Source organism: Pseudoalteromonas translucida KMM 520 (assembly GCF_001465295.1).
GTDB lineage: Bacteria > Pseudomonadota > Gammaproteobacteria > Enterobacterales > Alteromonadaceae > Pseudoalteromonas > Pseudoalteromonas translucida.
Genome location: NZ_CP011035.1, coordinates 441882 through 465309 on the forward strand (window position 1 = coordinate 441882; position 23428 = coordinate 465309).

24 protein-coding genes are annotated in these 23428 nt (G+C 40.7%); 12 read left to right on the plus strand and 12 right to left on the minus strand.

Features of this window, described 5'->3' with window-relative positions; all coding sequences use genetic code 11:
- Window positions 1-86: 86 nt before the first annotated feature.
- From PTRA_RS17435 to PTRA_RS17450, 4 genes are all read left to right on the plus strand, one after another.
- Window positions 87-1394, plus strand: coding sequence for a metal-dependent hydrolase family protein (locus tag PTRA_RS17435; protein WP_058374925.1), 1308 nt, complete (start codon window positions 87-89; stop codon window positions 1392-1394).
- 178 nt (window positions 1395-1572) lie between these two features.
- Window positions 1573-2832, plus strand: coding sequence for an ATP-binding protein (locus PTRA_RS17440; RefSeq protein ID WP_058374926.1), 1260 nt, complete (start codon window positions 1573-1575; stop codon window positions 2830-2832).
- Window positions 2829-3356 (plus strand): response regulator transcription factor, encoded by a 528-nt coding sequence (locus PTRA_RS17445; RefSeq protein WP_058374927.1) that lies wholly within the window; start codon window positions 2829-2831, stop codon window positions 3354-3356. The genes PTRA_RS17440 and PTRA_RS17445 overlap by 4 nt, the downstream gene beginning before the upstream one ends.
- Before the next feature lie 159 nt (window positions 3357-3515).
- Window positions 3516-3794: a peptidylprolyl isomerase gene (locus PTRA_RS17450; RefSeq protein ID WP_011329937.1), complete on the plus strand. Its 279-nt coding sequence runs from the start codon at window positions 3516-3518 to the stop codon at window positions 3792-3794.
- Window positions 3795-3908: 114 nt separating this feature from the next.
- Here PTRA_RS17450 and PTRA_RS17455 read toward each other — a convergent pair whose 3' ends face one another.
- The 4 genes from PTRA_RS17455 to PTRA_RS17470 all read right to left on the minus strand — a co-directional run bounded on the left by PTRA_RS17455 (window position 3909) and on the right by PTRA_RS17470 (window position 6485).
- On the minus strand, window positions 3909-4571 hold the full coding sequence (locus tag PTRA_RS17455; protein WP_058374928.1) for a DsbA family oxidoreductase: 663 nt from the start codon (window positions 4569-4571) through the stop codon (window positions 3909-3911).
- Window positions 4572-4694: 123 nt separating this feature from the next.
- Entirely contained in the window at window positions 4695-5303 is a 609-nt protein-coding gene (locus tag PTRA_RS17460; RefSeq protein WP_058374929.1) for a flavin reductase family protein, read from the minus strand.
- Between the two features lie 52 nt (window positions 5304-5355).
- On the minus strand, window positions 5356-6090 hold the full coding sequence (locus PTRA_RS17465) for an SDR family oxidoreductase (RefSeq protein ID WP_058374930.1): 735 nt from the start codon (window positions 6088-6090) through the stop codon (window positions 5356-5358).
- Entirely contained in the window at window positions 6087-6485 is a 399-nt protein-coding gene (locus PTRA_RS17470; protein ID WP_058374931.1) for a thiol-disulfide oxidoreductase DCC family protein, read from the minus strand. Before PTRA_RS17470 ends, PTRA_RS17465 begins: the two co-directional genes overlap by 4 nt.
- Before the next feature lie 120 nt (window positions 6486-6605).
- On the opposite strand from PTRA_RS17470, the gene ppc reads away from it, so the two are divergent.
- The gene (gene ppc / locus PTRA_RS17475; protein ID WP_058374932.1) at window positions 6606-9251 is read left to right on the plus strand and encodes a phosphoenolpyruvate carboxylase; all 2646 of its coding nucleotides are present in this window, start codon (window positions 6606-6608) and stop codon (window positions 9249-9251) included.
- A gap of 121 nt (window positions 9252-9372) precedes the next feature.
- Window positions 9373-10302, plus strand: a complete 930-nt coding sequence (cdd, locus tag PTRA_RS17480) for a cytidine deaminase (protein WP_058374933.1) — start codon at window positions 9373-9375, stop codon at window positions 10300-10302.
- A 30-nt stretch (window positions 10303-10332) separates the two neighbouring features.
- Here the strand turns inward: cdd and udp are convergent, their stop codons facing one another.
- Window positions 10333-11091, minus strand: a complete 759-nt coding sequence (gene udp / locus PTRA_RS17485) for a uridine phosphorylase (protein WP_011329945.1) — start codon at window positions 11089-11091, stop codon at window positions 10333-10335.
- A 416-nt stretch (window positions 11092-11507) separates the two neighbouring features.
- On the opposite strand from udp, the gene PTRA_RS17490 reads away from it, so the two are divergent.
- Complete coding sequence (locus PTRA_RS17490) at window positions 11508-12617, plus strand: arginase family protein (protein ID WP_058374934.1); 1110 nt, start codon at window positions 11508-11510, stop codon at window positions 12615-12617.
- Between the two features lie 142 nt (window positions 12618-12759).
- Complete coding sequence (gene paeA / locus PTRA_RS17495; RefSeq protein WP_058374935.1) at window positions 12760-14061, plus strand: polyamine export protein PaeA; 1302 nt, start codon at window positions 12760-12762, stop codon at window positions 14059-14061.
- A 395-nt stretch (window positions 14062-14456) separates the two neighbouring features.
- Here the strand turns inward: paeA and PTRA_RS17500 are convergent, their stop codons facing one another.
- Window positions 14457-14840: a hypothetical protein gene (locus PTRA_RS17500; RefSeq protein ID WP_058374936.1), complete on the minus strand. Its 384-nt coding sequence runs from the start codon at window positions 14838-14840 to the stop codon at window positions 14457-14459.
- A 280-nt stretch (window positions 14841-15120) separates the two neighbouring features.
- Window positions 15121-15381 (minus strand): hypothetical protein, encoded by a 261-nt coding sequence (locus PTRA_RS17505; RefSeq protein WP_058374937.1) that lies wholly within the window; start codon window positions 15379-15381, stop codon window positions 15121-15123.
- A gap of 30 nt (window positions 15382-15411) precedes the next feature.
- Between PTRA_RS17505 and PTRA_RS17510 the strand changes: the two genes are divergently transcribed.
- Window positions 15412-15633 carry a helix-turn-helix domain-containing protein gene (locus PTRA_RS17510; RefSeq protein ID WP_024591391.1) on the plus strand — a complete coding sequence of 74 codons (222 nt, stop codon included), beginning with the start codon at window positions 15412-15414 and terminating at the stop codon, window positions 15631-15633.
- 546 nt (window positions 15634-16179) lie between these two features.
- On the opposite strand, the gene PTRA_RS17515 is transcribed toward PTRA_RS17510, so the two are convergent.
- The 5 genes from PTRA_RS17515 to PTRA_RS17535 all read right to left on the minus strand — a co-directional run bounded on the left by PTRA_RS17515 (window position 16180) and on the right by PTRA_RS17535 (window position 20529).
- Complete coding sequence (locus PTRA_RS17515; RefSeq protein ID WP_024591392.1) at window positions 16180-16563, minus strand: VOC family protein; 384 nt, start codon at window positions 16561-16563, stop codon at window positions 16180-16182.
- A gap of 29 nt (window positions 16564-16592) precedes the next feature.
- The gene (locus tag PTRA_RS17520; protein WP_024591393.1) at window positions 16593-17009 is read right to left on the minus strand and encodes a cupin domain-containing protein; all 417 of its coding nucleotides are present in this window, start codon (window positions 17007-17009) and stop codon (window positions 16593-16595) included.
- Between the two features lie 394 nt (window positions 17010-17403).
- Window positions 17404-18708, minus strand: a complete 1305-nt coding sequence (locus PTRA_RS17525; RefSeq protein WP_058374938.1) for an NAD(P)/FAD-dependent oxidoreductase — start codon at window positions 18706-18708, stop codon at window positions 17404-17406.
- A 133-nt stretch (window positions 18709-18841) separates the two neighbouring features.
- Window positions 18842-19225, minus strand: a complete 384-nt coding sequence (locus tag PTRA_RS17530) for a VOC family protein (RefSeq protein ID WP_058374939.1) — start codon at window positions 19223-19225, stop codon at window positions 18842-18844.
- Between the two features lie 437 nt (window positions 19226-19662).
- Window positions 19663-20529 carry a LysR substrate-binding domain-containing protein gene (locus tag PTRA_RS17535; RefSeq protein WP_058374940.1) on the minus strand — a complete coding sequence of 289 codons (867 nt, stop codon included), beginning with the start codon at window positions 20527-20529 and terminating at the stop codon, window positions 19663-19665.
- Window positions 20530-20756: 227 nt separating this feature from the next.
- Between PTRA_RS17535 and PTRA_RS17540 the strand changes: the two genes are divergently transcribed.
- The 3 genes from PTRA_RS17540 to fghA all read left to right on the plus strand — a co-directional run bounded on the left by PTRA_RS17540 (window position 20757) and on the right by fghA (window position 23366).
- On the plus strand, window positions 20757-21065 hold the full coding sequence (locus tag PTRA_RS17540; RefSeq protein ID WP_257720833.1) for a DMT family transporter: 309 nt from the start codon (window positions 20757-20759) through the stop codon (window positions 21063-21065).
- 233 nt (window positions 21066-21298) lie between these two features.
- Window positions 21299-22429: an S-(hydroxymethyl)glutathione dehydrogenase/class III alcohol dehydrogenase gene (locus PTRA_RS17545; RefSeq protein ID WP_058374941.1), complete on the plus strand. Its 1131-nt coding sequence runs from the start codon at window positions 21299-21301 to the stop codon at window positions 22427-22429.
- Window positions 22430-22526: 97 nt separating this feature from the next.
- Window positions 22527-23366 (plus strand): S-formylglutathione hydrolase, encoded by an 840-nt coding sequence (fghA, locus tag PTRA_RS17550; protein WP_058374942.1) that lies wholly within the window; start codon window positions 22527-22529, stop codon window positions 23364-23366.
- The last annotated feature ends 62 nt before the right edge of the window (window positions 23367-23428 follow it).

A 23428-nucleotide genomic window follows, 5' to 3' on the forward strand; every position in this document is an offset into this window, starting at 1 on the left:
TGATAGCTTATTAAAAGGGTTTTTGTAGCGTAAATGTAGCAATTTATAGTTAATTGGGTTAAAGGTAGAGCTTAAAAGGAGCAAGTATGAAAACTACACTAATAACGACATTTACTGCAATCACTTTAGCGTTAACAACAAATATGGCATTAGCACAACAACATAAAATTATTTATGCGGGCAGTGACATGCTGGGTACAGAGCAAACGGTTAAAACTGAGCAAACACTGGTAATAGTCGATGATAAAATTTCAGCGATTAAAAGCGGCTATGTAAGTAAAAATGCATTGGGTTTACCCGATGCGCAAGTAATTGACCTTAAAAATCAATTTGTAATGCCCGGGCTAATAGACATGCACGTGCATGTTACTTTTGAGCGCGATGCCAATGTTAGCAGGCATCGCTGGACTACCGAATACGAGGCAGACAACGCGCTGCGTTCAATTAAATATTTACAGCGTACTTTAAATGCAGGTTTTACTTCAGTACGAGACTTAGGCAGTAACTATCAGGTTATTTTTCCGCTAAAGCGCGCCATTGAGCGTAATGATATTAATGGTCCACGCATTTTTGCCGCGGGCAATACAGTATCGCCTACTGGTGGGCACGCCGATTTACATGGCTATCGTAAAGATATAAGCGACGGTGTTGGTGCATCGTTAGGTATTTGTAACGGCGCAGACGACTGCCGCAGAGCAACGCGCGAAGTGATTAAAAGTGGTGCCGATGTTATAAAAATTACCGCCACCGGTGGCGTATTAAGTAATACCGCCGCAGGCGTTAATCAACAATTAACCGACGCAGAGCTTAGTGCAATTGTAGATACCGCGCATCATTTAGGGCGTAAAGTAGCCGCTCATGCACATGGTACGCAGGGTATAAAAGCCGCGCTTAAAGCGGGTGTAAACTCAATAGAGCATGGCTCGTATTTAGATAAAGAGGCTATAGCACTGTTTAAAAAAACCGGAGCCTACTTAGTACCTACTTTGCTGGCCGGTGCAACCGTGAGCGAAGAAGCTATCAGTAATCCAAACATGCCAATTGCTATTGCAGATAAAGTGCGCGAAGTAACACCTAAAATGCAGGCATCGTTTAAATTAGCGCTAAAAAATGAGGTAAATATTGCCTTTGGCACCGACTCAGGCGTATCGCGCCATGGCCTTAATGCTAACGAGTTTAGCTTACTGGTAAGTAATGGTATGAGTGAAGCGCAGGCAATTAAATCGGCAACCGTGAGCGCAGCTAAACTGCTTGGCCAAGATACCCAATTAGGCGATTTGAGTGTGGGTAAACAAGCCGACATTATTAGTGTTAACGCCTCGCCGCTAAAAAACATTGCAGAGCTTAAAAATGTGCAGTTTGTAATGAAAGCAGGGCAAGTATATAAGCAATAACCACACTTGCTATTAAGGCACTGGGCTCAATAAATATTAAGCTTAATAATTATTAACCCCAGCGCCGTGGCCTTTTAATACTTCACTTTGTACCTAGTTACAATGTTGATGAATGATGACTAAGTATTGCATAAGCATTAAAATAGCTTTTCTTAAAATTCAATAGGTAACATGTGTTTTGTTAATTCGCACCGATCCGGCTATTAGCCGCCTTTTAATGTTACGCAGTGGTGCCATAGCTGTGCAGCTTATTGCTGTGCTTATAGTGTACTTTTTATTAGATCATCAAATAGCATTAATGCCCTTACTGTTAGTGATTGCCCTAGAAGCGGGATTTCAGTTAATGAGTTTGCTGGCTTATCGTAATGTAAGCCAAGCAAAGCCGCTGGGTATGCTGATGCAATTAACCGCCGACGTATTGTTTTTAACTATTTTGTTATCACTCAGTGGTGGCGCAACCAATGCGTTTGTGTCGTTATTATTGCTGCCAATAATGATTGCTGCGGTAACGCTAAGTGGCAAAGGGCTTGCTTATATCGCGGTATTAGCCATTGCGGCGTATAGTGTATTACTGATAAAAATGCCCGAACATAACCTGCACCAAATGAACATGAGCGGCCACTTTATTAGCATGTGGATTAATTTTGTTTTGAGTGCTTGTGTAATAGCGTTAGTGATTGGTGCAATGAACCGCGCCCTAAAAGAGCGTGAGCGCACTATTGCTCAAGTGCGCGAGCAACAATTGCGCAGTGAACAGTTAGTAACGCTTGATGGCGCAGCAGCGCAAATAACGCATCAGCTTGCTACACCAATTGCTAACTTACAGTTACTATTTGAAGAGCTATTAGAGGATCATCCAAATAACCTTGTCGTTCAGCAAATGCACACTCCATTACAACAATGCGCTGCACAGTTAGATAGTTTTAGAAAGCTCTCTGCTGCGCTGCGCCTTAATAACATCCAACAACACATCACAACGGCGCAGTTACAACAGCAAATTACCGATACGCTATTACTGCAATATCCCGATCAACAAATAAAGTGGATTATAAAAAACCAAACGTGTGGCGTTAATACTGCCATATTAAACAGTGATGCTATGTTGCTACCTGCTATTTTAAATTTACTCCAAAATGCAGCCACCGCTAATCAGCAGCAAGGCCAAAATGTGCTTGAGCTTACTTGGCAGCAAGAGGAGCACTGCGGCGAATATGTTTACTTGCTTATTCGCGACTTTGGGAGTGGCTTTTCAGCAACGCAACTGAGCGATTTAGGTGGACAGTTAATGCCCAGCGATCATGGTATGGGGCTGGCGGTGCTGCTTTCTAATGTAACCTTTGAGCGTTTAAATGGCTCGCTAACTTTATATAACCACCCCCAGAGTGGCGCAATTGCCAAAGTTAAATTAGCAACTGTTTTTAGCGAGAAAAGTGAATGAAAATATTAATTATTGAAGACGATATAAACCTTGCTAGTACCTTAGCAAGGCGGCTAACTAAATACGGTTTTAACTGCGAAATAGCGCATAACCAAAGTGAGGCACTGCTTAGTGCAAGGCGGTTTTTACCAGCTATTATTTTGTTAGATATGAAGTTAGGTAACGACAATGGCTTAGCGTTAATAAAACCACTGCGCAGCTTGCTCACACACGCGCATATTGTATTACTCACGGGCTTTGCCAGTATTGCCACCGCAGTTGAAGCAATGCGCTTAGGGGCCAACGACTACCTTACCAAACCTGTTGATATGGCAACTTTACTAAAAGCACTTAACCAAGAGCGCGATACTGTAATAAGCTTAGATGTTGCAACCACAGTTATGTCGCCAGAGCGTTTAGAGTGGGAGCATATACAGCAAGTGCTACACAGTAATAATGGTAATGTGTCGAGCACCGCAAGGCAGCTCAATATGCATAGACGTACATTACAGCGCAAATTACAAAAAAAGCCAGTACAGCATTAATAACGGTAGTGATTAAATATAATTAGCAAAAACTAAAGCGATGCTGGATTTTTTTGAGCGCACTCAACACATTAATGAAGCACTATAGTAGCTGCCTGATTTAACTAGCTGTGCTAAAATCGCGGCGTTTAAATTTAACCGATATTACAAGGCTTTCACATGGCAAATACAGCGCACGCACTGCATATACTGGTAAAACATAAAGAAATTGCAGAAGATATTATTACGCAATTAGGTAAAGGTGCAAAATTTCAAACCTTAGCTAAAAAGTATTCGTCGTGTCCGTCGGGTAAAAAGGGTGGCGATTTAGGTGAATTTAGACGTGGGCAAATGGTGCCACAGTTCGACAAAATTGCATTTAATGGCGCTATTTTAGAGCCGCATTTAGTTAAAACTAAATTTGGCTGGCATGTGATCAAAGTGCTTTACCGTACTTAACACTCTTTGAGTGCATGTATTAAGTGCAGTTTAACAAGGCTTAATACTTTAAATTAAATATAAAAGGCTGCACATTGCAGCCTTTTTAGATTCTTGAATTCAGGGTTTAATTAACTACTCAGCGTTTTGCTGTGCTTCTTCTTCAGCTATTTGCTTAAAGGCTTGCACAAATGCAGCGCTAGGTTGCCCGCCAGTAAGGGCGTATTGCTCATTTATGATAAAAGTAGGCACAGTGGTAATACCCATTTGCTGTATGTCACTTTGCTGGCTGCGTACTTCTTGAAAAAACTCGCCACCGGCTAAAATTTCTTGAGCACGGTCTGTATCAAGGCCAACACTTGCAACAATATCAAGCAAAGCAGATTGCTCGTTTAAATTCACTAAGTCAGAAAAGTGGGCTTTAAATAAAGCCAGTTTTAGCTCGGTCTGCTTATTTAAAGTGGCAGCCCATGCTAATAAACGATGGCAATCAAAGCTATTTATTATCATTCGCTTATCGTCAAAGTTAAACGTGAAGTTGGCGTCTTTTCCGGCGTCTATTAAACGTTGGCGGTTATCTTTGCTTTGCTCTGGTGTTAAGCCGTACTTTTGCGTTAAATGTTCATTTAGATCTTGGCCTTCAGGCGGCATATTTGGGTTAAGCTCAAACGGTTTCCAGCTAATTTCTGCGTTTATTTCACCGTGTAATTCACTGAGTGCTTTTTCAAGGTTTTTATAACCAATAATGCACCATGGGCACATTACATCCGACACAATATCAATTTTAAGCGTTTTCATTATTTTCCCTTAGGGCAAAGCGGTAAAGCGAATATAGTGAGTATATTGGGATTAATTGCAGTTTATCAATCATGATTACTCTGCAGTGGATTAAAAGCTGCAAAAAATGTATTGGCAGCCTGGTTACTTTTTAGCATAAGGCAGGCGGATTAATTTGTTAGTGCTGTGGTAGCTGTCGAGCCCGCTTATAGCTACCGTATCTATGGCCTGTAAGTCTAAAAAGCCATCGCTTTGCAGTGCCGCTTCATCTAAATATACGTCCATTATTTCGCCAATCACAAGCTCTGTACCATTGACTGCTAAATGCTGATGTTCAATGTATTTTACCGCATATTTTAAGCGGCTTTGTTGTACAAATGGGGCAGTAAATTCATTTAAATACTCAGCAGTTAAGCCGGTGGCAGCAAACTCTGATTCGTTTTTATCATAACGCGCCGAGGTTTGATGTGCTTGCTGATAAATAGCACTATTAACATGGTTAATAGTATAAACACCGGTTGCTAAAATATTTTCGAAAGTGTGACGAGGAACGCTGTGGGGGCGCATTATCATACCAATTAATGGTGGGTGCGCGCCTAAATGAATAACAGAGCTAACAATCGATAAGTTAGTATTGCCTTGGCTGTCTTGAGTGCCAATTAAGTTAGCGCTTTTAAAGCCCGACAACGAGTTTATAAAGTGGGTACGCGTGTTTTTTTCAAGTGCTGCAATGCGCGCTTTAGTAAAATGCATTAAAAAATCCTTACTATGAAATACTTACCATGAAATACTTACCATGAAATACTTACCATGAAATAGTAGTGCCTTGCCAATCTAGGTAGGCGGGTTCACCGTTAAGTTCTAAATTAGGGTTAGTGTTAGTCAGTTCAAATAATTGCTGCGCTACAAACGCAGGAGTAAAAAGCTTGTTTGGCGGTACATTTTTTTGAAAAGGCTTAGACAGCTCAGTGTCGGTAGTACCGGGATGAAATAAAATGAGCTTAGTATTTTTAGCGCGCCTTGCCAGCTCCACGGCGGCAGTTTTAAATAACATATTAAGCGCCGCTTTTGATGCGCGATAGGTATACCAGCCGCCAAGTTTATTGTCGTTTATGCTGCCAACCCGAGCGCTTAATGCGGTAATAGTACAGTGAGTTTTAGAGGTTAATAATGGTAATACACTTTGCAGGCATAGCAGTGGTGTAAGCGCATTAACTTGCAGTAGTTGATTAAAGTAATCGCTGTTAATGTCCTCTAGTTTTTTTTCTGGCATGTGTTGCTGATTATGTAACAGGCCATTAAAAATAATTACCTGATGTAAATCAGCCTGCTGGTTTTGTAGTGTAGCGGTAACATTGTTTAAGCTTTGCTTTGAATAATCGCTTTGCAGTTGCGTTATATTATTTAGGTTATTGTACTGTGCATTGAGCGCGGCTGCGCTTACGCAAACAATATGGTACTGGGTTACTTGGTTATTTAAATGCGCTATATAAGCTTGTGCAATTGCGCTACTTGCGCCAAATAAAACAACAGTTTTCATTTATCACCTTTGCTTTTAGTTTTACATTGATTATTTTTACACTGTGAGTTTGGCATTAAAAAATGGCTTATAGGCTGGCGATACTTAGCAAAAAAAGTGTATGCGCAATCGGCAAAAAAACGAATTATGGGCAAGCGAATAATCTTCAACCAAGGGTATTTACCCACTGTTCTCCATGCTTGATAGGTTACATCAAGGCCATAAATCATTATTCCAGATGGCATTTTTGCGTGTAATAACGCCATAGCTTTACTTTTATCTACATTAGGAAAACGCGTATTAAAGTTAGTGGCATTAAGGTCCTCTAATATTATTTTATTATTAATGTCAGCACGCTTTAAATGTTGCATCTCGGCATTACACAGTGGGCAGTTAGCATCGTAAAAAATGATCATGTTATTGCTTTGTAATTATTTTACATATGCTTTTTTACGACACGCCATTGCAAATGGATCTATTAAATAACCGCACATAGTGATATTAATAGTGTTCCATGAAACAAAGGAGACTGAGAAATGAGTGAACAATATGCCGCCTTGCGAGGCAATGTAAATTTACTAGGCCAATTATTAGGGCAAACAATTAAAGATGCCCAAGGCCAAGCAATTTTAGATAAAGTAGAAGAAATAAGGGCTTTATCAAAGTCATCTCGCAGTGGCAACGAAAACGACCGTAAAACACTAATAAAAGTATTACATGCGCTCAGCGATGAAGAGCTGTTACCGGTTGCCCGTTCATTTAATCATTTTTTAAACCTTGCCAATGTTGCAGAGCAGTTTCATACCGTTTCGCGTTTTAATGATGTTGGCTTTTGCCAGCTAAATCCTCTCACTCAAACATTAAAAACGTTAGCAACTAAAGCAAATAATGGCCAACTTAATCACAATCATTTGGCCGACACACTCTCAAAACTCCACATAAACTTGGTGCTAACCGCGCACCCAACAGAAGTAACACGCCGCACAATTATTAATAAGCACGTTGAGTTAAGTGATTGCTTAGCTTCATTGGAGCGAACTGATAACTTAGCACAAGAGCGCGAAGCTATTTTAAATCGTATTGCGCAGTTAATTAGCCAAGCATGGCACACCGACGATATTCGTCGCTCGCGCCCCACCCCTGTTGATGAAGCAAAGTGGGGCTACGCGGTGATTGAAAATAGCTTGTGGCATGCAGTGCCACGTTTTTTACGTGAGTTTAGTCAGCATGTAAAAGAGCATTTAAGCTTAGAGTTACCAACAAACTACAGCCCAATAGAGTTTACCTCGTGGATGGGCGGAGATCGTGACGGCAACCCCTATGTAACTGCACAAGTAACCAAAGAGGTGCTTGATCATGGTCGTTGGATGGCACTGGACTTATATGGCCGCGATTTAGAAACGCTAAGTACAGAGCTGTCGATGTCTGATGCCAGTGATGAGCTGATAGCCCTTGCGGGGCAAGAATTTGAACCTTATCGCTGCGTGATTAAAACACTTAAAAACCAAGTGTTAGAAACCGTGATGCATTTAGGAGCAAAAATAAAAAATCAGCGCAGCGAAGCTCAAGACTTAATTACCGATATAAACCAAATAAAACATCCAATTGAGGTGTGCTATCGCTCGCTATTAAAATGCAATATGAAAGTAGTAGCCGATGGCCTATTACTGGATGTATTACATCGTATTAATAGTTTTGGTTTGCGGTTGGCTAAATTAGATGTACGCCAAGATTCATCGCGCCATGGTGATGTGTTTTCAGAGCTTACGCGTTACTTAGGCTTGGGCGATTACAACCAATGGCAAGAGCAAGACAAACAAGCCTTTTTACTCACTGAGCTTAACTCGCGCAGGCCACTAATACCTAAGCGTTGGCAGCCAAGCCCAGAGGTACAAGAAGTACTCGACACCTTTGACGTGATTGCACAGCAAGACGAGCAAACATTTGGCTTATATATTATTTCTATGGCGCGCACAGCCTCCGATATTTTAGCGGTACAATTGCTGTTAAAAGAAAGTGGTTGTAGCTTTAAATTACCGGTTGCGCCGTTATTTGAAACCTTAGATGATTTAAATGATGGCCACAATGTTATTACTACATTGTTGGATAATGACTGGTACAGAGGCCAAATTAACAATACCCAAAACGTCATGATAGGTTACTCAGACTCAGCAAAAGATGCCGGTATGATGGCAGCTGGTTGGGCGCAGTACGAAGCAATGGATAAGCTAGTGCAATTGGCCGACAAACGCGGCATAGAGCTGGTGTTATTTCATGGCCGTGGCGGTACGGTAGGGCGAGGTGGCGCACCCGCTGCACAAGCCCTACATTCACAACCACCGGGGTCATTAAAAGGCGGGCTGCGTGTAACCGAGCAAGGCGAGATGATCCGCTTTAAATTTGGTTTACCCGATGTTGCGCTGCAAAGCTTAAATATTTACGCCGGTGCTGTACTGCAAAGTAATTTATTACCACCGCCAGAGCCTAAACCACAATGGCGCGAAGTAATGGCTTTGATCAGCGAAGAGTCGTGCGAGCATTATCGTAACGTGGTACGCTACGATGAAAACTTTGTACCTTACTTTAGAATGGCAACCCCAGAGCTTGAGCTTTCTAAACTGCCGCTTGGCTCGCGCCCTGCAAAACGAAACCCTACAGGTGGGGTCGAAAGCTTGCGGGCAATACCGTGGATTTTTGCATGGAGCCAAAACCGTTTAATGCTGCCAGCGTGGTTAGGCGCATTAACAGGATTACAAGCGGCCTTGGCAAAATACGGCGCTGAAACCTTGCAAGAAATGAGCTTGCAATGGCCATTTTTTAGATCGCGACTAGAAATGCTCGAAATGGTATTTAGTAAAGCCGACAGCTGGTTAAGCGAGCATTACGATAACGCGCTGGTGGAAGATATGTACAAACCACTTGGTGTTACTTTGCGCAAAGAGCTCGCAGAAGCGATTAGTTTAGTACAGTCGCTTAGCCCGCAAAAAAGCTTATTGGCCGATCAGCCATGGATCAAAGAGTCAATTGCGCTGCGTAACCCTTATACCGATCCGCTTAACGTGTTGCAGGTAGAGTTACTTCGCCGTGCGCGCTCAAGCGACAACGGCAGCGAGGGCGATATAGATAACGCGTTAATGATCACCATGACCGGCATAGCAGCAGGTATGCGCAATACTGGTTAATAGCTAAATAAAAATAAGGGGATTGCGCAGCGCCGTAACCCCTTTATTTTATGCGTATACGCTGGCATTTTATGCGCTAACCTTTTAAACTACTTAGCCATTGAATAACAAAAAATATATTATGGCTTCAGCAACCTTTTTAGTACAAGCAAACACCGCACTTAGTAATACCCACATCTCCTTAAGCGTAGCGCAAACACAGGCTTTACGTAGCCAATTAAAAACCCAGCGCGGCATTTTAAACGCAAATAATATTAACCAACTATGCACGCAACTTAATGTAACAAACGACGCCTTATTACAAGGTATAGTGCCTTTAGCGTCTGAGTTTGCGGTAGCGCCCGTGTCGAACTTTCATGTGGGTGCAATCGTTAAAGCACTTGATGAAAGCGGCGAGGTTAATTTTTACTTTGGTGCTAATGCCGAGTTTAACCGCCAAGCACTTAGTTTAGTGGTACACGCAGAGCAGTCTGCAATTAATAATGCGTGGTTAAATGGCGCGAAAAAAATACTAAAAATAGCGATTAGTGACGCACCTTGTGGTTATTGCCGCCAGTTTATGAATGAATTAGCTGATGCGCGTGAACTTGATATTTTACTGCCCGAGCAGCAATTTAAACTTGCAGACTTGTTACCGCATTCGTTTGGCCCTACCGATTTAGGTAATCAGTACAGCTTATTTAATCCTGCCCCGCAAGCTCGCTCATTTAACAATACAGATGTAGATAAACAGCTGGCAGCCCATGCGTTAGCGGCTTATGTACCGTATAGCCAAAACTACAGTGCAGTAAAAATCACTACATTTAACAACGGTGACTTTTATGGCAGTTACGCAGAAAACGCTGCATACAGCCCTAGCTTATCGCCATTGCAAAGTGCATTAAGTCAGTTGTTTTTAGCCGGTTTGAGTTTTGATCAACATACTGTAAAGGGAATAACATTGTTAGAAACCGCTGGTCATGAAAACCAAGCAGGAGTGGCTCAAGCAGTGTTGGCAAACCTTGTAAACTTACCACCACTTGAGCTAATTAGTGCGCCATTAAGTGAGTAACTTGGCAAACTGACGCACTAAAAAGTACTGTTACTTAGCGAGCAGTACTTTAGCTGCTTCTAATACTACCGCAACTGATTTTCTTTCAATTTCGCCGTGGTCAACATTAGGAATTTCTTGGCGAGTACGATTAACCAATACACCGGCTACACACGCTGCTTGTAAACCAAGTGCCGCACACATAGTAAATAAGGTTGCCGATTCCATTTCGTAGTTCATCACACCCAATTTTTGCCACTCTTCGCAGCTGCCTTGTAACGACTTTGGTACATAACCAGAGTGCGTATCGTAACGCTCTTGCCCCGGGTAAAATGTGTCGCTTGATGCAGTAATACCAATATGAAAATCGATATTAAGGTTTTCACAGGCTTTAACCATAGCTTGGGTAGCAAAAAAGTCAGATACCGCAGGGTAGCTAAGCGGCGCAAAATGCTGGCTTGCACCATCTAAACGCACAGAGGCTTGGCTAATTAAAATATCGCCTTCGTTAATGTGTGGTTGAATTGCGCCAGTAGTACCAATACGCAAAAAGCTGTGCACGCCAAGTTGGGCTAATTCTTCAACGGCAATCGACGTCGATGGACCACCAATACCGGTAGAGCATATAACCACAGAATGGCCATTAAGCTCACCTAAATAAACATGAAATTCACGCGTTTTAGCCAGGCAAGTTGGGTTATCTAAAAATTGCGAAATACGTGCAGCACGATCCGGGTCGCCCGGAACAATAGCCAGTTTTGCACCTTTAAGATCGTCAATACATAACCCTAAGTGAAATACCTTTTCCATAACTAAGCCTTTATAAAATTACTATCAATTTAGCATCATTACTATAATTGTTTGTTTAGTACAGGACGTATGTCCGTGTTGATTTGTTTTGATTTATTCACCCACATTGAATATTCAAGCATATATTAAAATTACCCGTAAAATGAGGCAGTTGACTTGTATAGGCAGACATTATATTGATCATCTAAAGTAATGAGTAAATTATCATAAACAACAGGCACATTTGCACTAAGTTGTTTTTATTCATATGGTTAGTTGTTATTTTTGGATGGTATACATATTAGTGAAGCAAGGCTAATTGAACGTTAGTTTGCTTTTAGCAAGCAGTACTAATGTTATTGTTAGTATTTAAATATTAGCAATTTTGCATAACTAATCAGTACCACGCAAAACATATAGATTTATAAGGGTTTACCATGAGCACCGAATTTCAGGAATTTAAAAGCAAAATTGAGCATTGTTTGTGCGCACCAGGTGATGGTGTATATACAGTTAACACTGCAAAAGAGCGCAAAGCTGCATTAAGAAATAAGCTGTATGGGCAAACCGAAAACATTGGTCCATTATGGCGTGAGTCGCTTAACGAATTACCCAATTCGCCGCATAAAGCGGTTATGCTAGGTATTAGCTCAGATTGTGGCGGCGGTATTTTACGTGGCGCAAACTGGGGGCCGTTATTTTTACGCTCAGCGTTACTCGATCAGCAACCTCAGTGCCGCTCATTCGATTTAGGCGACGTACGCGTTATTCCTCATTTATTACATGATAAATACTTAAACAAAGCCACCATAACCAATTGTCAAAAAGCATTATACGGCAACGAAAATAACGACTATTACGTTAGCCCACTGTCGATTACTGAAGATGTATGCGACAGCTTTTATGCAACGTTTGAAAATAAAGGCATTTTTGGTATTGGCGGCGACCATTCAATTAGTTACCCATTAACAAAAGCGTATTTAAAAGCTAAGCGCGCACAAGGCAAGCGTACCGCGATTATTCACTTTGATGCCCATACCGACCTATTGGTTGAGCGCTTAGGTATTGATTTATGTTTTGGCTCTTGGTGTACGCATATTTTAGAGTTTTTACCTGCGCCACATCATTTAATTCAATTTGGTATTCGTTCAAGCGGTAAACCAAAAGAGCATTGGGAAAGCACCTTTGGTGTTAAACAACATTGGGCGCATGAAATTATAGAGCGCGGTGCAGCAGCCGTTGCCGCAGATGCCATTGCCCAGCTTAAAGCCGACAACGTTGACGAAGTGTATGTTAGCTTTGATATTGACGCCCTTGATGAAAAATTTGCCTCTGCAACAGGCACACCAGAGGCAAACGGCTTAACGCCACAGCACGCACTGGATATTTTATCAGCCATAGCCGATGAATTTCCGATTACCGGTGCCGATATGATGGAAATTGCGCCTTTTACCGACAGCTCGCTAGTAGGGCAGTCAAGTTCAGAAACCACTTTACGCGAGGGCGCTAAAATTTCGGCGTTTTTAATTAGTGCGATGAACAAGTAACCTTAAAGCAGGTCGAAAGGCCTGCTTATTGTATTGATAATAAAAGCCTTTTAATAAATATTAAATTTAAATTGCCCCGTTTAAAAAAGCGACTATAATCCAGCTGCTTTTGCTATAAAAGCGTATTTTATTGGAGCTATAAATGGGTGATTTAGTCGGGATTGGCTTATTAATCTTGATCAGTGCGTTGTTTGCAATGTCGGAAATTGCGATTGCAGCATCGCGTAAAATAAAGTTAAGAGTAATGGCTGATGAGGGCAATGTTCAAGCAGCAGCAGTATTAAAGCTACAAGAACAACCTGGGGCATTTTTTGCCATGATCCAAATAACCCTTAATGCTATTGCTATATTAGGCGGCATTGTGGGTGAGCAAGCACTTTCGCCTTATGTGCAAAATGTTTTGCAGTTTTTTTATCAAGGCCCATTACTGGCACAAATTAGTTTTTTACTGTCGTTTTTAACCATTACCTCACTGTTTATTTTATTTGCAGACTTACTACCAAAGCGTTTGGCGATGATTTTGCCAGAGGCCGTTGCTGTGCGCGTGGTAACAATAATGCGCTGGGTTACCTATGCCTTAACGCCCTTGGTATTATTTTTTAATGGTTTAACAAATATTATTTTGCGTATTTTTAAAGTACCTAGCGAGCGCGAAGATATTGTAACCACAGAAGACATTGTTGCCATGATGGATGCTGGTGCAGAATACGGCAGCCTACAACAACAAGAATACGATTTAATTGGTAACGTATTTGACCTAGAAGCGCGCTTTATATCGAGTGTAATGTCGCCGCGCGACCAAATAGTTTATTTTGATATTAATGAATCGAGCCATGACATTGCCCGCAAAATAATAGAGCACCCACATAACCACTTTTTAGTGTGTAACGATAATTTAGATAAGTTAATCGGCTCTGTAGAATCAAAAGATATTTTACGCCAAGTACTCAAAGGCGATGCGGCAAATATTAATAGCGAAATGCTCGAAAAAGATATTTTTTATCTGCCCGAAACCCTCAGTTTATCAGAGGCATTAAATGCGTTTAAAACAGCCGTACAGCCTTTTGCTGTAGTAGTTAACGAATACGCATTAGTGGTAGGCATAGTAACAGTAAAAGATTTAATGAAAGGCTTTATGGGCGACTTAATTACTCACAGCGATGATGAGTTAATTGTTGAGCGCGACCCAAACTCCTGGTTAGTTGATGGTTTAACCCCCATAGTTGAGTTGGCTAAAGTACTTGATATTGATGAGTTTCCTCACCAGAGTCATTACGAAACCGTGGCCGGTTATTTAATTTATACCATGAAGCGTATTCCAAAACGTGCAGAATACATTCAATACGCCGGCTTTAAATTTGAAGTGGTAGATGTTGAAGGCATTCGGGTTGAGCAGTTACTGGTATCAAAAATAGTACCCACGCCCGAGCCAACACAAAGCTAAGTACAAACTAACTCAGCTGGTCATTAGCAAGTAAAGGCCAGCAGTAAAAATCACAAAGTAAAAACACCTTATTTTATTATTTTAAGGTGTTTTTACGTAGGTTGGTTTGAGCGCAGCGAAACCCAACAAAAAAAGGCAGCCTCAGTTAACATTAGCGTTATGTATTATCGATTACCTAAAAAGTACCGAATGTAGGTCGGATAAGCGAAGCGCCATCCGACACAGTAAAATATCTTGCCAATTATTATCAGCATTTTATGTTATTGAATGGCTGGAAAGTGCCAACAGTGGACATTGGTAGCGCCCATTAAAGCGGCTGATAATTGTTTGCTAAAATGTGTAGCGAAGCGAAACCGAGCAAACAGCAAGTCCCATTTTAAATTCTTGTTATATTTTCAATACCCACAAATATCTGATTTAGCAAATGCAGCTCTTGTTCGAAATTTATCTAGAGACACAATTACACCTTCTAAATCATATAATTTGACAATTTCTTCAGCAAAATCGATGAAATTAAGAAAATACAAACTACTCAACAAGTTATCAATAAAATTACATTTACTGAAAATATGTAAAAAGTTAGAAGTTATCTCTTTTTTGTTATCAGCATGGAATCTAGCACTCCTTAACTCTAAGTCATATGCTTCTTGATACCCTTCAGAAAAATCTAAATGCCTAGCAAAGTAAAAAAGAGCATTGAGATCCGCTAAATACTCTGGTGTAAGTGAATTATATAAAGCTTCTAAGGTTTCTTTTTTTACTTCATTACGTAAGGTCATCTCTTCAAAAAAACTCGTATCAAAGGATGTAAAAGAAACCTCTTGGTGGCTTCTATCTCTGAAATTGGGGTTTAATTTAACCCAATAACTTAATAGTTCTAATATTTGTGCTTCGGTTAAGCCCAGTAAAGTTAAATCATGTTTTACTAAGTATGCTGTTTCATAGTTTTTTTGAATTAAGTTGCAATGTAGTGGTCAGGAAATGATTTAACCGTAATTTCAATCTGCGTATTTTTAGTTAATGCGTTAGCGTCAAACAGCTCGGTTTTACTAAAACGAGTTAGCCCTTTAATATTTGAAGACTTCTTTTCAGCCAACCTTTTTTCACCAGTTTTAAAAGTTCTGCATAAAGCTTTTTTCTGAGTTTAACAGGATCTAAAGAATCATCATTTTTTAACGTAATATATGATGATCTGACTTCGCTCGTGGTGAAGTTATCAAAGTTGGGCGCAACAATTATTTGAACCACTAAAACATCAATTTTCAATAAAACACATCGCTCCGATGGCGGAGCAGTTTTAGGCTTTTTTATTTGTGACAATCAAGCTCCGATATCAGAGCAAGAAAAGTTATGAATATTGTTGGTAAAAACGTAAGGACAATTCGTGAGACTAAAGGTTGGACTCAAGAGCAACTTGTAGCTAAGTGCAACCTTATTGATTGGCAAATTAGTAGAAGTACTTTGGCTAAAATAGAAACTAATGCGGGAAGAGTAACAGATATTGAAGTACAGAAATTGTCTGTTGCACTGAATGTGCTGATTAATGAGTTGTTTTTAAATTTAATAGGTTAATTTGTTATTGAAAGTTGGTCAAATAAAGTCTGAATTGTAGTAGATATAATGTTAATCACAGCTATTTAAAGTATTTATCATCAGTGCGGTGCCGCCCAATTACATTTAAGTTTATTACCCTAAAAAACTTTAAGCATTTAAAAAATCAGACGTAATAATGTATTTACTTCATAGCTTCTGTGAGCGCACTACTGACCTAAATGAGTACTCAAAACAAGGCGCATTTATGTTCACTTTGATACGAATATAGTTAACATCAATAGATATTGAGGCTGTTTACAGTGTTCAATCTATTTGATCTTGACAGACAACTAAGCCATATGCGCAGTCGTAGAGGCGTCAAATAAAAAGTGCAGCTATTCCCGGCATTGCAGTCGTTCACATAATTGTATTGGTATGACTACAGTGCTGACGGCAGCTGGCTTTTTCTTAAGGTCAACTGATCAGCTAAAAGCTGACATATATTCTCTACCTTTATGGTCTATAAAACTAAAAAACACCTATTAATAGGTGTTTTTTAGTTTTGCTAGGTGCGTTACCGCGTCATTACGCTGCTTTAAAGCAGTACACAGCAAGTTTGTTACCATCTAAATCACGTGTGTAAGCTGCATAGGCATGAGGAGCCCAATCGCGAGTACCCGGTGCGCCTTCATCAGGACAACCCGCTGCTAAAGCTGCTGCGTGAAATGCGTCGATAGCTGCACGATTAGGTGCTTCAAAGCTAACCATAGTACCGTTACCCACAGTTGCAGGCTGGCCATTCGCTGGCTTAAGTACAAAGAATGAAGGTGCGTCTATGCCCCAAATTGAACCATTGTCATCTAAATCGGCAATGCGCTTAAGACCAATGGTGCTTAAAACGGTGTCGTAGAAGGCGCGGGCTTTGTTTAAGTCGTTAGTGCCAAGTGTTGTATGTGTATATATGCTCATAGTGTATTCCTCAGAAAAATTAATAAAAGTTATTTAGGTGTAAACATGCTATCTGCGGTGCGGTGTGCGGTATAAACGGCTTCACCATCACTTTCGGCATCAAATATAACGGTAACATTAGGGGTGAATAGAACAACGTCACCTACTTCTGCTACATATTTGTTACCTTGTAAGTCGCGCATCACAATCTTGCCTTTGGTGATGACTTTATATTCGACAAATTCATAAACAAATTCGAACTCAACGCCAGGTTGCATGGCAAAAAAGCCTACGGTTAAGCCATTTGAATTATCGGTGACAGTCACTTCTGCCATCTGACTTTTTAGGTTATTAACTTCAAGTAAGCCCGCTAGATCGTTTAACTTAAACGTACCCGCTTTAAACAGTTGAATACTCGGCTCTTGAGCTAGTTTAGTTGCATTATTTTCATTTACAGACAGAGTCATTTTTTAATCCTAATATGGTGTACTGAAAAATCAGTATCTATAAATCGTGTGTTGATTTTAATACTATAGAGCCGATGCATTGCTGCTGTCTGACTCATGGCGGCTACTTTACATTGTTTATGAGAAATGATAACCACCATAAAAACCAAATGACTTTTACCTGACAGTAATAATAATAAAAACATTGAATGTCAGAGTTTTATCAGGTTAACAGAAAAACTTTGGCAAGGAATAAAGTGGGGGCAGTGGCTTAGCAGGTTGGTTAAAACAGGAGAAAGCTGAGGTACGTAGTTAAGTATTAACTAAGCATTAATACCGCAGTAATCAAGTTACCGCGGCATTATTTAGAAGCTGCTTTAGGTTTAGTTAACGTTTAGGGAATTTTAAAATAACCTTAATGTAACTTCATTTTTGGTCGCACGACGCGCAATATTTTTTCGCTGATCCACAAGGCAATGGTTTTAGCACTGCCGTGAATAGCGCGCTGATGCATGCGATATAATGAAAGATACATAAAGCGAGCAATTTTACCTTCAATAAAAAAGCTATTACTGGTCAGGTTGCCCATTAAATTCCCCACCGTGCTATAGCGCGATAGGTTAACTAACGAGCCATGATCGTTATATTCAAAGTCATGAAGAGGTTGTTTTTTTAATGTCGCAAGTAAATTTCTTTCAATACATTGCGCCATTTGATGCGCCGATTGCGCGCGCGGCGGTACTTGTTTGCCATCGGCTTGGGTAAAGGCGCAGCAATCACCTAAAACAAAAATATTGTCATCAACCGTGCTTTGTAAAAATTGGTTTACTTGTATTTGATTACTGCGAGTGAGCTCAAAAATACCTAAGTCTTTGATAAAGTCAGGTGCTTTTATACCCGCGGCCCATAACATAATATCAGCATTAATCATTTCATCTTCTTGGGTAATAAAGCCTTGCTCGGTCGCCTCTTTTACTTGTGTATGTTCACGTACATTAACGCCTAATTTTAATAGTTCGCGTTTTGCACTGGTCGCTATGCGCTCAGGTAAGGCTGGTAAAATACGGGGACCGGCTTCAATTAAATGAATATGTAAACGATTAGCTGACATATTCGTTAAGCCGTATAGCTTCAACAACTCAGAGACATGATAGAGCTCAGCTGAAAGCTCTACACCTGTGGCACCGCCGCCAACAATAGCAATATTGAGCGATTGTTGTTGATTATCGTCTTGGTGTAGGCGAGTAAAGCTGTCGAGTAATGAGTGCTGAAAGCGCTCAGCTTGTTGATTTGAATCTAAAAAGTAGCAATGCTCTTTTATACCTGGGGTATTAAAGTCGTTACTTACGCTGCCTACAGCAATAACCAGATGATCATAAGATACACTGCGCTCGGGTAAAATAGAGTGGCCTAACTCGTCATAAAGTGGCGCGAGGGTAATGGTTTTATTGCTTTGATCAATATTACAGAACGAGCCCAGTTGAAAACGATAATGATGCTTAGCGGCATGCGCCGAGTAGACCACTGCGTCTAAATCAGGGTCAATAGAGCCGGTTGCTACTTCGTGCAGTAACGGCTTCCAAATATGGGTACGATTTTTATCAATCAGCAGTATATCGGCGTGCTTTTTTTTGCCTAGCTTGTGGCCTATTTGGGTGGCTAGCTCTAATCCGCCAGCACCACCACCAATAATGACGATTTTAGGTGTACTAATACTCATAATGTTGTCCTAAAAAATAATTTAAAATAACCTAAAGTCTATAACTTATTCATGAGAAAACGGCCTGAAAGCCAGAATGGCTAACAGACCGTTGTCATTATAATGTAAGATCAACTGGATCTAGTATTATAAATTACGCTGCTTTAAAGCAGTAAACAGCAAGTTTGTTACCGTCTAAGTCACGTGTGTAAGCTGCATAGGCATGAGGAGCCCAATCGCGAGTACCCGGTGCGCCTTCATCAGGACAACCAGCCGCTAAAGCTGCTGCGTGAAAGGCATCGATAGCCGCTCGGCTTGGTGCTTCAAAGCTAACCATAGTGCCGTTACCCACAGTTGCAGGTTGGCCGTTGGCAGGTTTTAGGACAAAGAAAGAAGGTGCGTCTACGCCCCAAATTGAACCATTGTCATTTAAATCGGCAATGCGCTTAAGACCAATGATGCTTAAAACGTTGTCGTAGAAGGCGCGAGCTTTGTTTAGGTCGTTAGTGCCAAGTGTTGTATGTGTATATATGCTCATTTGATTGCTCCGTATATAAAAGTAAAAAGTTAATGGTTTCATATCGAGTATAGCTGATAAACTTTGTTTAAATGGCTACGGTTCGTTTCGATGGAGGTATGATATACCTTTTCTGGTAAGTTATAATCCCACCAAATGTAAAATTACTTTTACTGTGCTGTAACAGTTGTATGCAAAGTTAGCTAGGTAGATAGTATTTGGCTGATCATCCGCAGATAGACTAGGTTAAGCCTTAGCTAATATATACAAACGTGGCGGAGCTAAGTTGCCGATTGTGGTGTCCACACGTTTAGTTGCAGATAATTATGTTTGACTATTTATAGCCATAGCCTATCGCTAAACGGCTGTAAAAAATTATCTCGTCTTGATGTTATAGATGATGCCGTGCATTAAAACGGACTGACTCAGTTAATTGTGCTGGCTCGAAATAAATAACATCAAACCAGCTGCTCAGCCAAATAGTCTACCAATAACCTTATTCTCGGTGATAAATGACGATTTTGTGGATAGACCGCCCATATACCTTCATCAGGAGCTCGGTAATTGTCTAATAAAGCCACTAGTTTACCGCTTTGTAGATGCTCCTCAATATAATAATCGGGTAATTGTACTATGCCTAAGCCTTTCAAGGCTGCATCGGTCAAACAATGGCCATTGTTATAGCGTAGGCGACCTTTTACGCGGATACTTTTTTCTTTGCCTAATTCGCTAAAGTGCCAATAATCAGGTGTGCCTAATAAACAGCTATGTTTACTAAGCTCAGATATAGAGTGGGGGATGCCATGGGTGTCGAGATATTGAGGAGATGCGCAAACATAGTTGCTGCGTGTGCCTAATTTTTTTGCCATCATTGACGAGTCACTTAACTTGCCTAAGCGAATAGCTAAATCATAACCGTCTTCTGATAAATCGATTTGTCGGTTGCTTAAATAAGCCGACACTTCCACATCGCTATGGCGCTTTATAAAGTTATTCACCAGTGGCAATATGCGTTGCTCGCCATAGGTTACCGGAGCGGTTAATTTAATTTTACCTTGCGGCTTTGACTGTAAATTAGTTATTGCACGCTCTGCCGCATCTAAGCCGTCGAGCACGCTGCGACAATGTTGATAAAAAACCCGTCCTTCTTCCGTTAAAGAGACTTTGCGCGTGGTACGGTAAAATAACTTTATATTAAGGCGTTTTTCTAAAGCACTGATTTGGCGGCTAACTTGCGCGGTTGATATTTCCATTTTCTTTGCTGCCAATGTAAAACTTTCCTTCTCGGCGACATAAACAAATTCGCTAATACCTTCCCATTGTATGATTGTTACCTACATGTACAAGTGATTTTACAAATTATCATCATATAGGAAATAAATAGTATAACTACATCAAAACAAGTTTGTCGTGACTTACTTAAGCAAAGGCTAACCCTAGGAAAAACATAAATAAAGCCTAAGTAAGTATAAGCAAAGTTAAATAATTTAACCGTATTGCTAGTGCGGTACCTAAAATTTAAGAGGACGAAGCGATGAGTTGGATATAGCTTTTGTTAGGGGGTATTGCTGAAGCAATGTCTCATGTGGTCTTAAAAGCAACCGATGATTTTACCAAGCCAGGTGTCAGTGCGCTAGTCCTATCAGGGCACTTAGCCGCATTTATGTTTTTAGGACAAGCGATGAAGGGGATGCCCATTGGCATTGTGCATGCGTTATGGGCAGGGCTTGCGATTATAACCGTGACATTATTATCTACCGTTATTTACCGTCAGCATCTAGACTTAACAATATGGCTTGGAATGGCATTAGTCGCAATTGGCATTGCCATGATTAATATTTCTCAAGGGCACAGTCATTAAGAGCAACGAATTTGTTTCTCTCGCTAGTTATTAAGCGTGTAAAAAGGCTTGTAAAGAAGCGTAAGTAAGCGTTATAGGTAATAATGTTGCTTTATTATTACCTATTAGTAAGAGTAAGTTGCATTTAAGGAGTATTACTATCATTAGGTAAGAAGAGTAGACTAGCTTCATAGTGTAAGTTGGTCTTTGTAAGAAACGATTGAAATATCAACAATTAAAAAGTGAGAATAAATATGACAGATAAATTTATTAAATCTAAAGCCGCTATTGCTTGGGGTCCTAAGCAACCGTTATCTATCGAAGAAGTCGATGTAATGTTACCGCGCAAGGGTGAAGTATTAGTGAAGGTGATTGCCTCGGGCGTATGTCATACCGATGCATTTACGTTATCAGGTGATGATCCAGAAGGCATTTTCCCGGTTGTTTTAGGTCACGAAGGTGGCGGTATTGTTGAGCAAATTGGTGAAGGCGTTACCAGTGTGCAAGTAGGCGATCATGTTATTCCGTTATACACACCAGAGTGTGGCGAATGTAAATTCTGTTTATCGGGTAAAACTAACCTGTGTCAAAAAATTCGTGAAACCCAAGGTAAGGGCTTAATGCCTGATGGCACTACACGCTTTTATAAAGACGGTCAGCCAATTTTCCATTATATGGGTTGTTCAACATTCTCTGAATACACAGTATTACCAGAAATTTCGTTAGCGAAAGTTAATAAAGAAGCGCCATTAGAAGAAGTTTGTCTACTCGGTTGTGGTGTTACTACCGGCATGGGCGCGGTAATGAATACCGCGAAAGTTGAAGAGGGCGCAACGGTTGCTATCTTTGGTCTTGGCGGTATTGGTTTATCAGCGGTTATCGGTGCAACGATGGCCAAAGCCAGTCGTATCATTGCTATTGATATCAACGAAAGTAAATTTGAGCTAGCGAAAAAACTAGGCGCTACCGATTTTATTAACCCGAAAGACTACGACAAGCCAATTCAAGACGTGATTGTTGAGTTAACTGATGGCGGCGTAGATTACTCGTTTGAGTGTATTGGTAACGTGAACTTGATGCGCTCTGCGTTGGAATGTTGTCATAAAGGTTGGGGCGAATCAGTAGTGATTGGCGTGGCTGGTGCCGGTCAAGAAATTTCAACCCGTCCGTTCCAATTAGTGACTGGTCGTGTATGGAGAGGCTCAGCATTTGGCGGTGTTAAAGGCCGTACTGAATTACCTGATTACGTAGAACGTTATTTAGCCGGTGAATTTAAATTAAGTGACTTTATTACCCATACCATGGGCCTTGAAGACATTAATGAAGCGTTTGAGTTGATGCACAGAGGCGAAAGTATCCGCACTGTTATTCATTTCGATAAGTAAGCGTTTTTTTGAACAGTAAGATGCATTTAGTTAAGTAATCATTAACTAATCAAAAGCTCTCTTAAGAGAGCTTTTTCTATCCTTTTGAGGCTTTACCATGACAATAGAGAATATCAGTGTAAACAAAAGCTTTGGTGGTTGGCACAAGCAATATAGCCATCAATCGAAAACATTAAATTGCGCGATGCGCTTTGCTATTTACTTGCCACCGCAAGCCTCAAATGGCGAAAAAGTACCGGTATTGTATTGGCTTTCGGGCTTAACATGTACCGATGAAAACTTTATGCAAAAAGCCGGCGCACAGCGCATGGCTGCCGAATTAGGTATTGCTATTGTGGCACCCGATACTAGCCCTCGTGGTGAAGGGGTTGCTAATGATGAAGGTTATGATTTGGGCATGGGCGCGGGCTTTTATGTTAATGCCACTCAAGCACCTTGGAATCGTCATTACCAGATGTACGACTACGTAGTGAATGAATTACCGGCCATTATTGAAGCTTCATTTCCGGTATCAAATAAACGTGCTATTAGTGGCCATTCAATGGGCGGACACGGCGCATTAACTATTGCCATGTTAAACCCAGAACGTTATAGCTCAATGTCGGCGTTTAGCCCGATTTGTAATCCTGTAAAAGCGCCTTGGGGCAAAAAAGCTTTTACTGCTTATTTGGGCAAAGACAAAGCAACGTGGCGCAACCATGATGCGAGTGAATTAATGCGCAAAGCAACGCAGTTTATTCCCGCTAAAGTTGACCAAGGTGGCGCGGATGACTTCCTTAGCGAGCAGCTAAAGCCTGAAGCATTAGAAGCCGCAGCAAAAGTTAATGGTTACCCGTTAGCGTTGGCTGTTCACGAAGGTTATGATCACAGTTACTACTTTATCTCATCATTTATTGAAGAACATTTACGGTTTCATGCGCAGCACTTAAGTCAATAGCGCTAGATCCAACTGTCTAGATTGATTTATTTTAAAGGAAAGCCTGCTTGTCCGATTTATTA

What these genes read in the sequence shown, in the direction of transcription:
- PTRA_RS17435 (WP_058374925.1), top strand. Translation starts at nt 87, where the DNA reads ATGAAAACTACACTAATAACGACATTTACTGCAATCACTTTAGCGTTA.
- PTRA_RS17445 (WP_058374927.1), top strand. Translation starts at nt 2,829, where the DNA reads ATGAAAATATTAATTATTGAAGACGATATAAACCTTGCTAGTACCTTA.
- PTRA_RS17450 (WP_011329937.1), top strand. Translation starts at nt 3,516, where the DNA reads ATGGCAAATACAGCGCACGCACTGCATATACTGGTAAAACATAAAGAA.
- PTRA_RS17455 (WP_058374928.1), bottom strand. Translation starts at nt 4,571, where the DNA reads ATGAAAACGCTTAAAATTGATATTGTGTCGGATGTAATGTGCCCATGG.
- PTRA_RS17460 (WP_058374929.1), bottom strand. Translation starts at nt 5,303, where the DNA reads ATGCATTTTACTAAAGCGCGCATTGCAGCACTTGAAAAAAACACGCGT.
- PTRA_RS17465 (WP_058374930.1), bottom strand. Translation starts at nt 6,090, where the DNA reads ATGAAAACTGTTGTTTTATTTGGCGCAAGTAGCGCAATTGCACAAGCT.
- PTRA_RS17470 (WP_058374931.1), bottom strand. Translation starts at nt 6,485, where the DNA reads ATGATCATTTTTTACGATGCTAACTGCCCACTGTGTAATGCCGAGATG.
- ppc (WP_058374932.1), top strand. Translation starts at nt 6,606, where the DNA reads ATGAGTGAACAATATGCCGCCTTGCGAGGCAATGTAAATTTACTAGGC.
- cdd (WP_058374933.1), top strand. Translation starts at nt 9,373, where the DNA reads ATGGCTTCAGCAACCTTTTTAGTACAAGCAAACACCGCACTTAGTAAT.
- udp (WP_011329945.1), bottom strand. Translation starts at nt 11,091, where the DNA reads ATGGAAAAGGTATTTCACTTAGGGTTATGTATTGACGATCTTAAAGGT.
- PTRA_RS17490 (WP_058374934.1), top strand. Translation starts at nt 11,508, where the DNA reads ATGAGCACCGAATTTCAGGAATTTAAAAGCAAAATTGAGCATTGTTTG.
- paeA (WP_058374935.1), top strand. Translation starts at nt 12,760, where the DNA reads ATGGGTGATTTAGTCGGGATTGGCTTATTAATCTTGATCAGTGCGTTG.
- PTRA_RS17500 (WP_058374936.1), bottom strand. Translation starts at nt 14,840, where the DNA reads ATGACCTTACGTAATGAAGTAAAAAAAGAAACCTTAGAAGCTTTATAT.
- PTRA_RS17510 (WP_024591391.1), top strand. Translation starts at nt 15,412, where the DNA reads ATGAATATTGTTGGTAAAAACGTAAGGACAATTCGTGAGACTAAAGGT.
- PTRA_RS17515 (WP_024591392.1), bottom strand. Translation starts at nt 16,563, where the DNA reads ATGAGCATATATACACATACAACACTTGGCACTAACGACTTAAACAAA.
- PTRA_RS17520 (WP_024591393.1), bottom strand. Translation starts at nt 17,009, where the DNA reads ATGACTCTGTCTGTAAATGAAAATAATGCAACTAAACTAGCTCAAGAG.
- PTRA_RS17525 (WP_058374938.1), bottom strand. Translation starts at nt 18,708, where the DNA reads ATGAGTATTAGTACACCTAAAATCGTCATTATTGGTGGTGGTGCTGGC.
- PTRA_RS17530 (WP_058374939.1), bottom strand. Translation starts at nt 19,225, where the DNA reads ATGAGCATATATACACATACAACACTTGGCACTAACGACCTAAACAAA.
- PTRA_RS17545 (WP_058374941.1), top strand. Translation starts at nt 21,299, where the DNA reads ATGACAGATAAATTTATTAAATCTAAAGCCGCTATTGCTTGGGGTCCT.
- fghA (WP_058374942.1), top strand. Translation starts at nt 22,527, where the DNA reads ATGACAATAGAGAATATCAGTGTAAACAAAAGCTTTGGTGGTTGGCAC.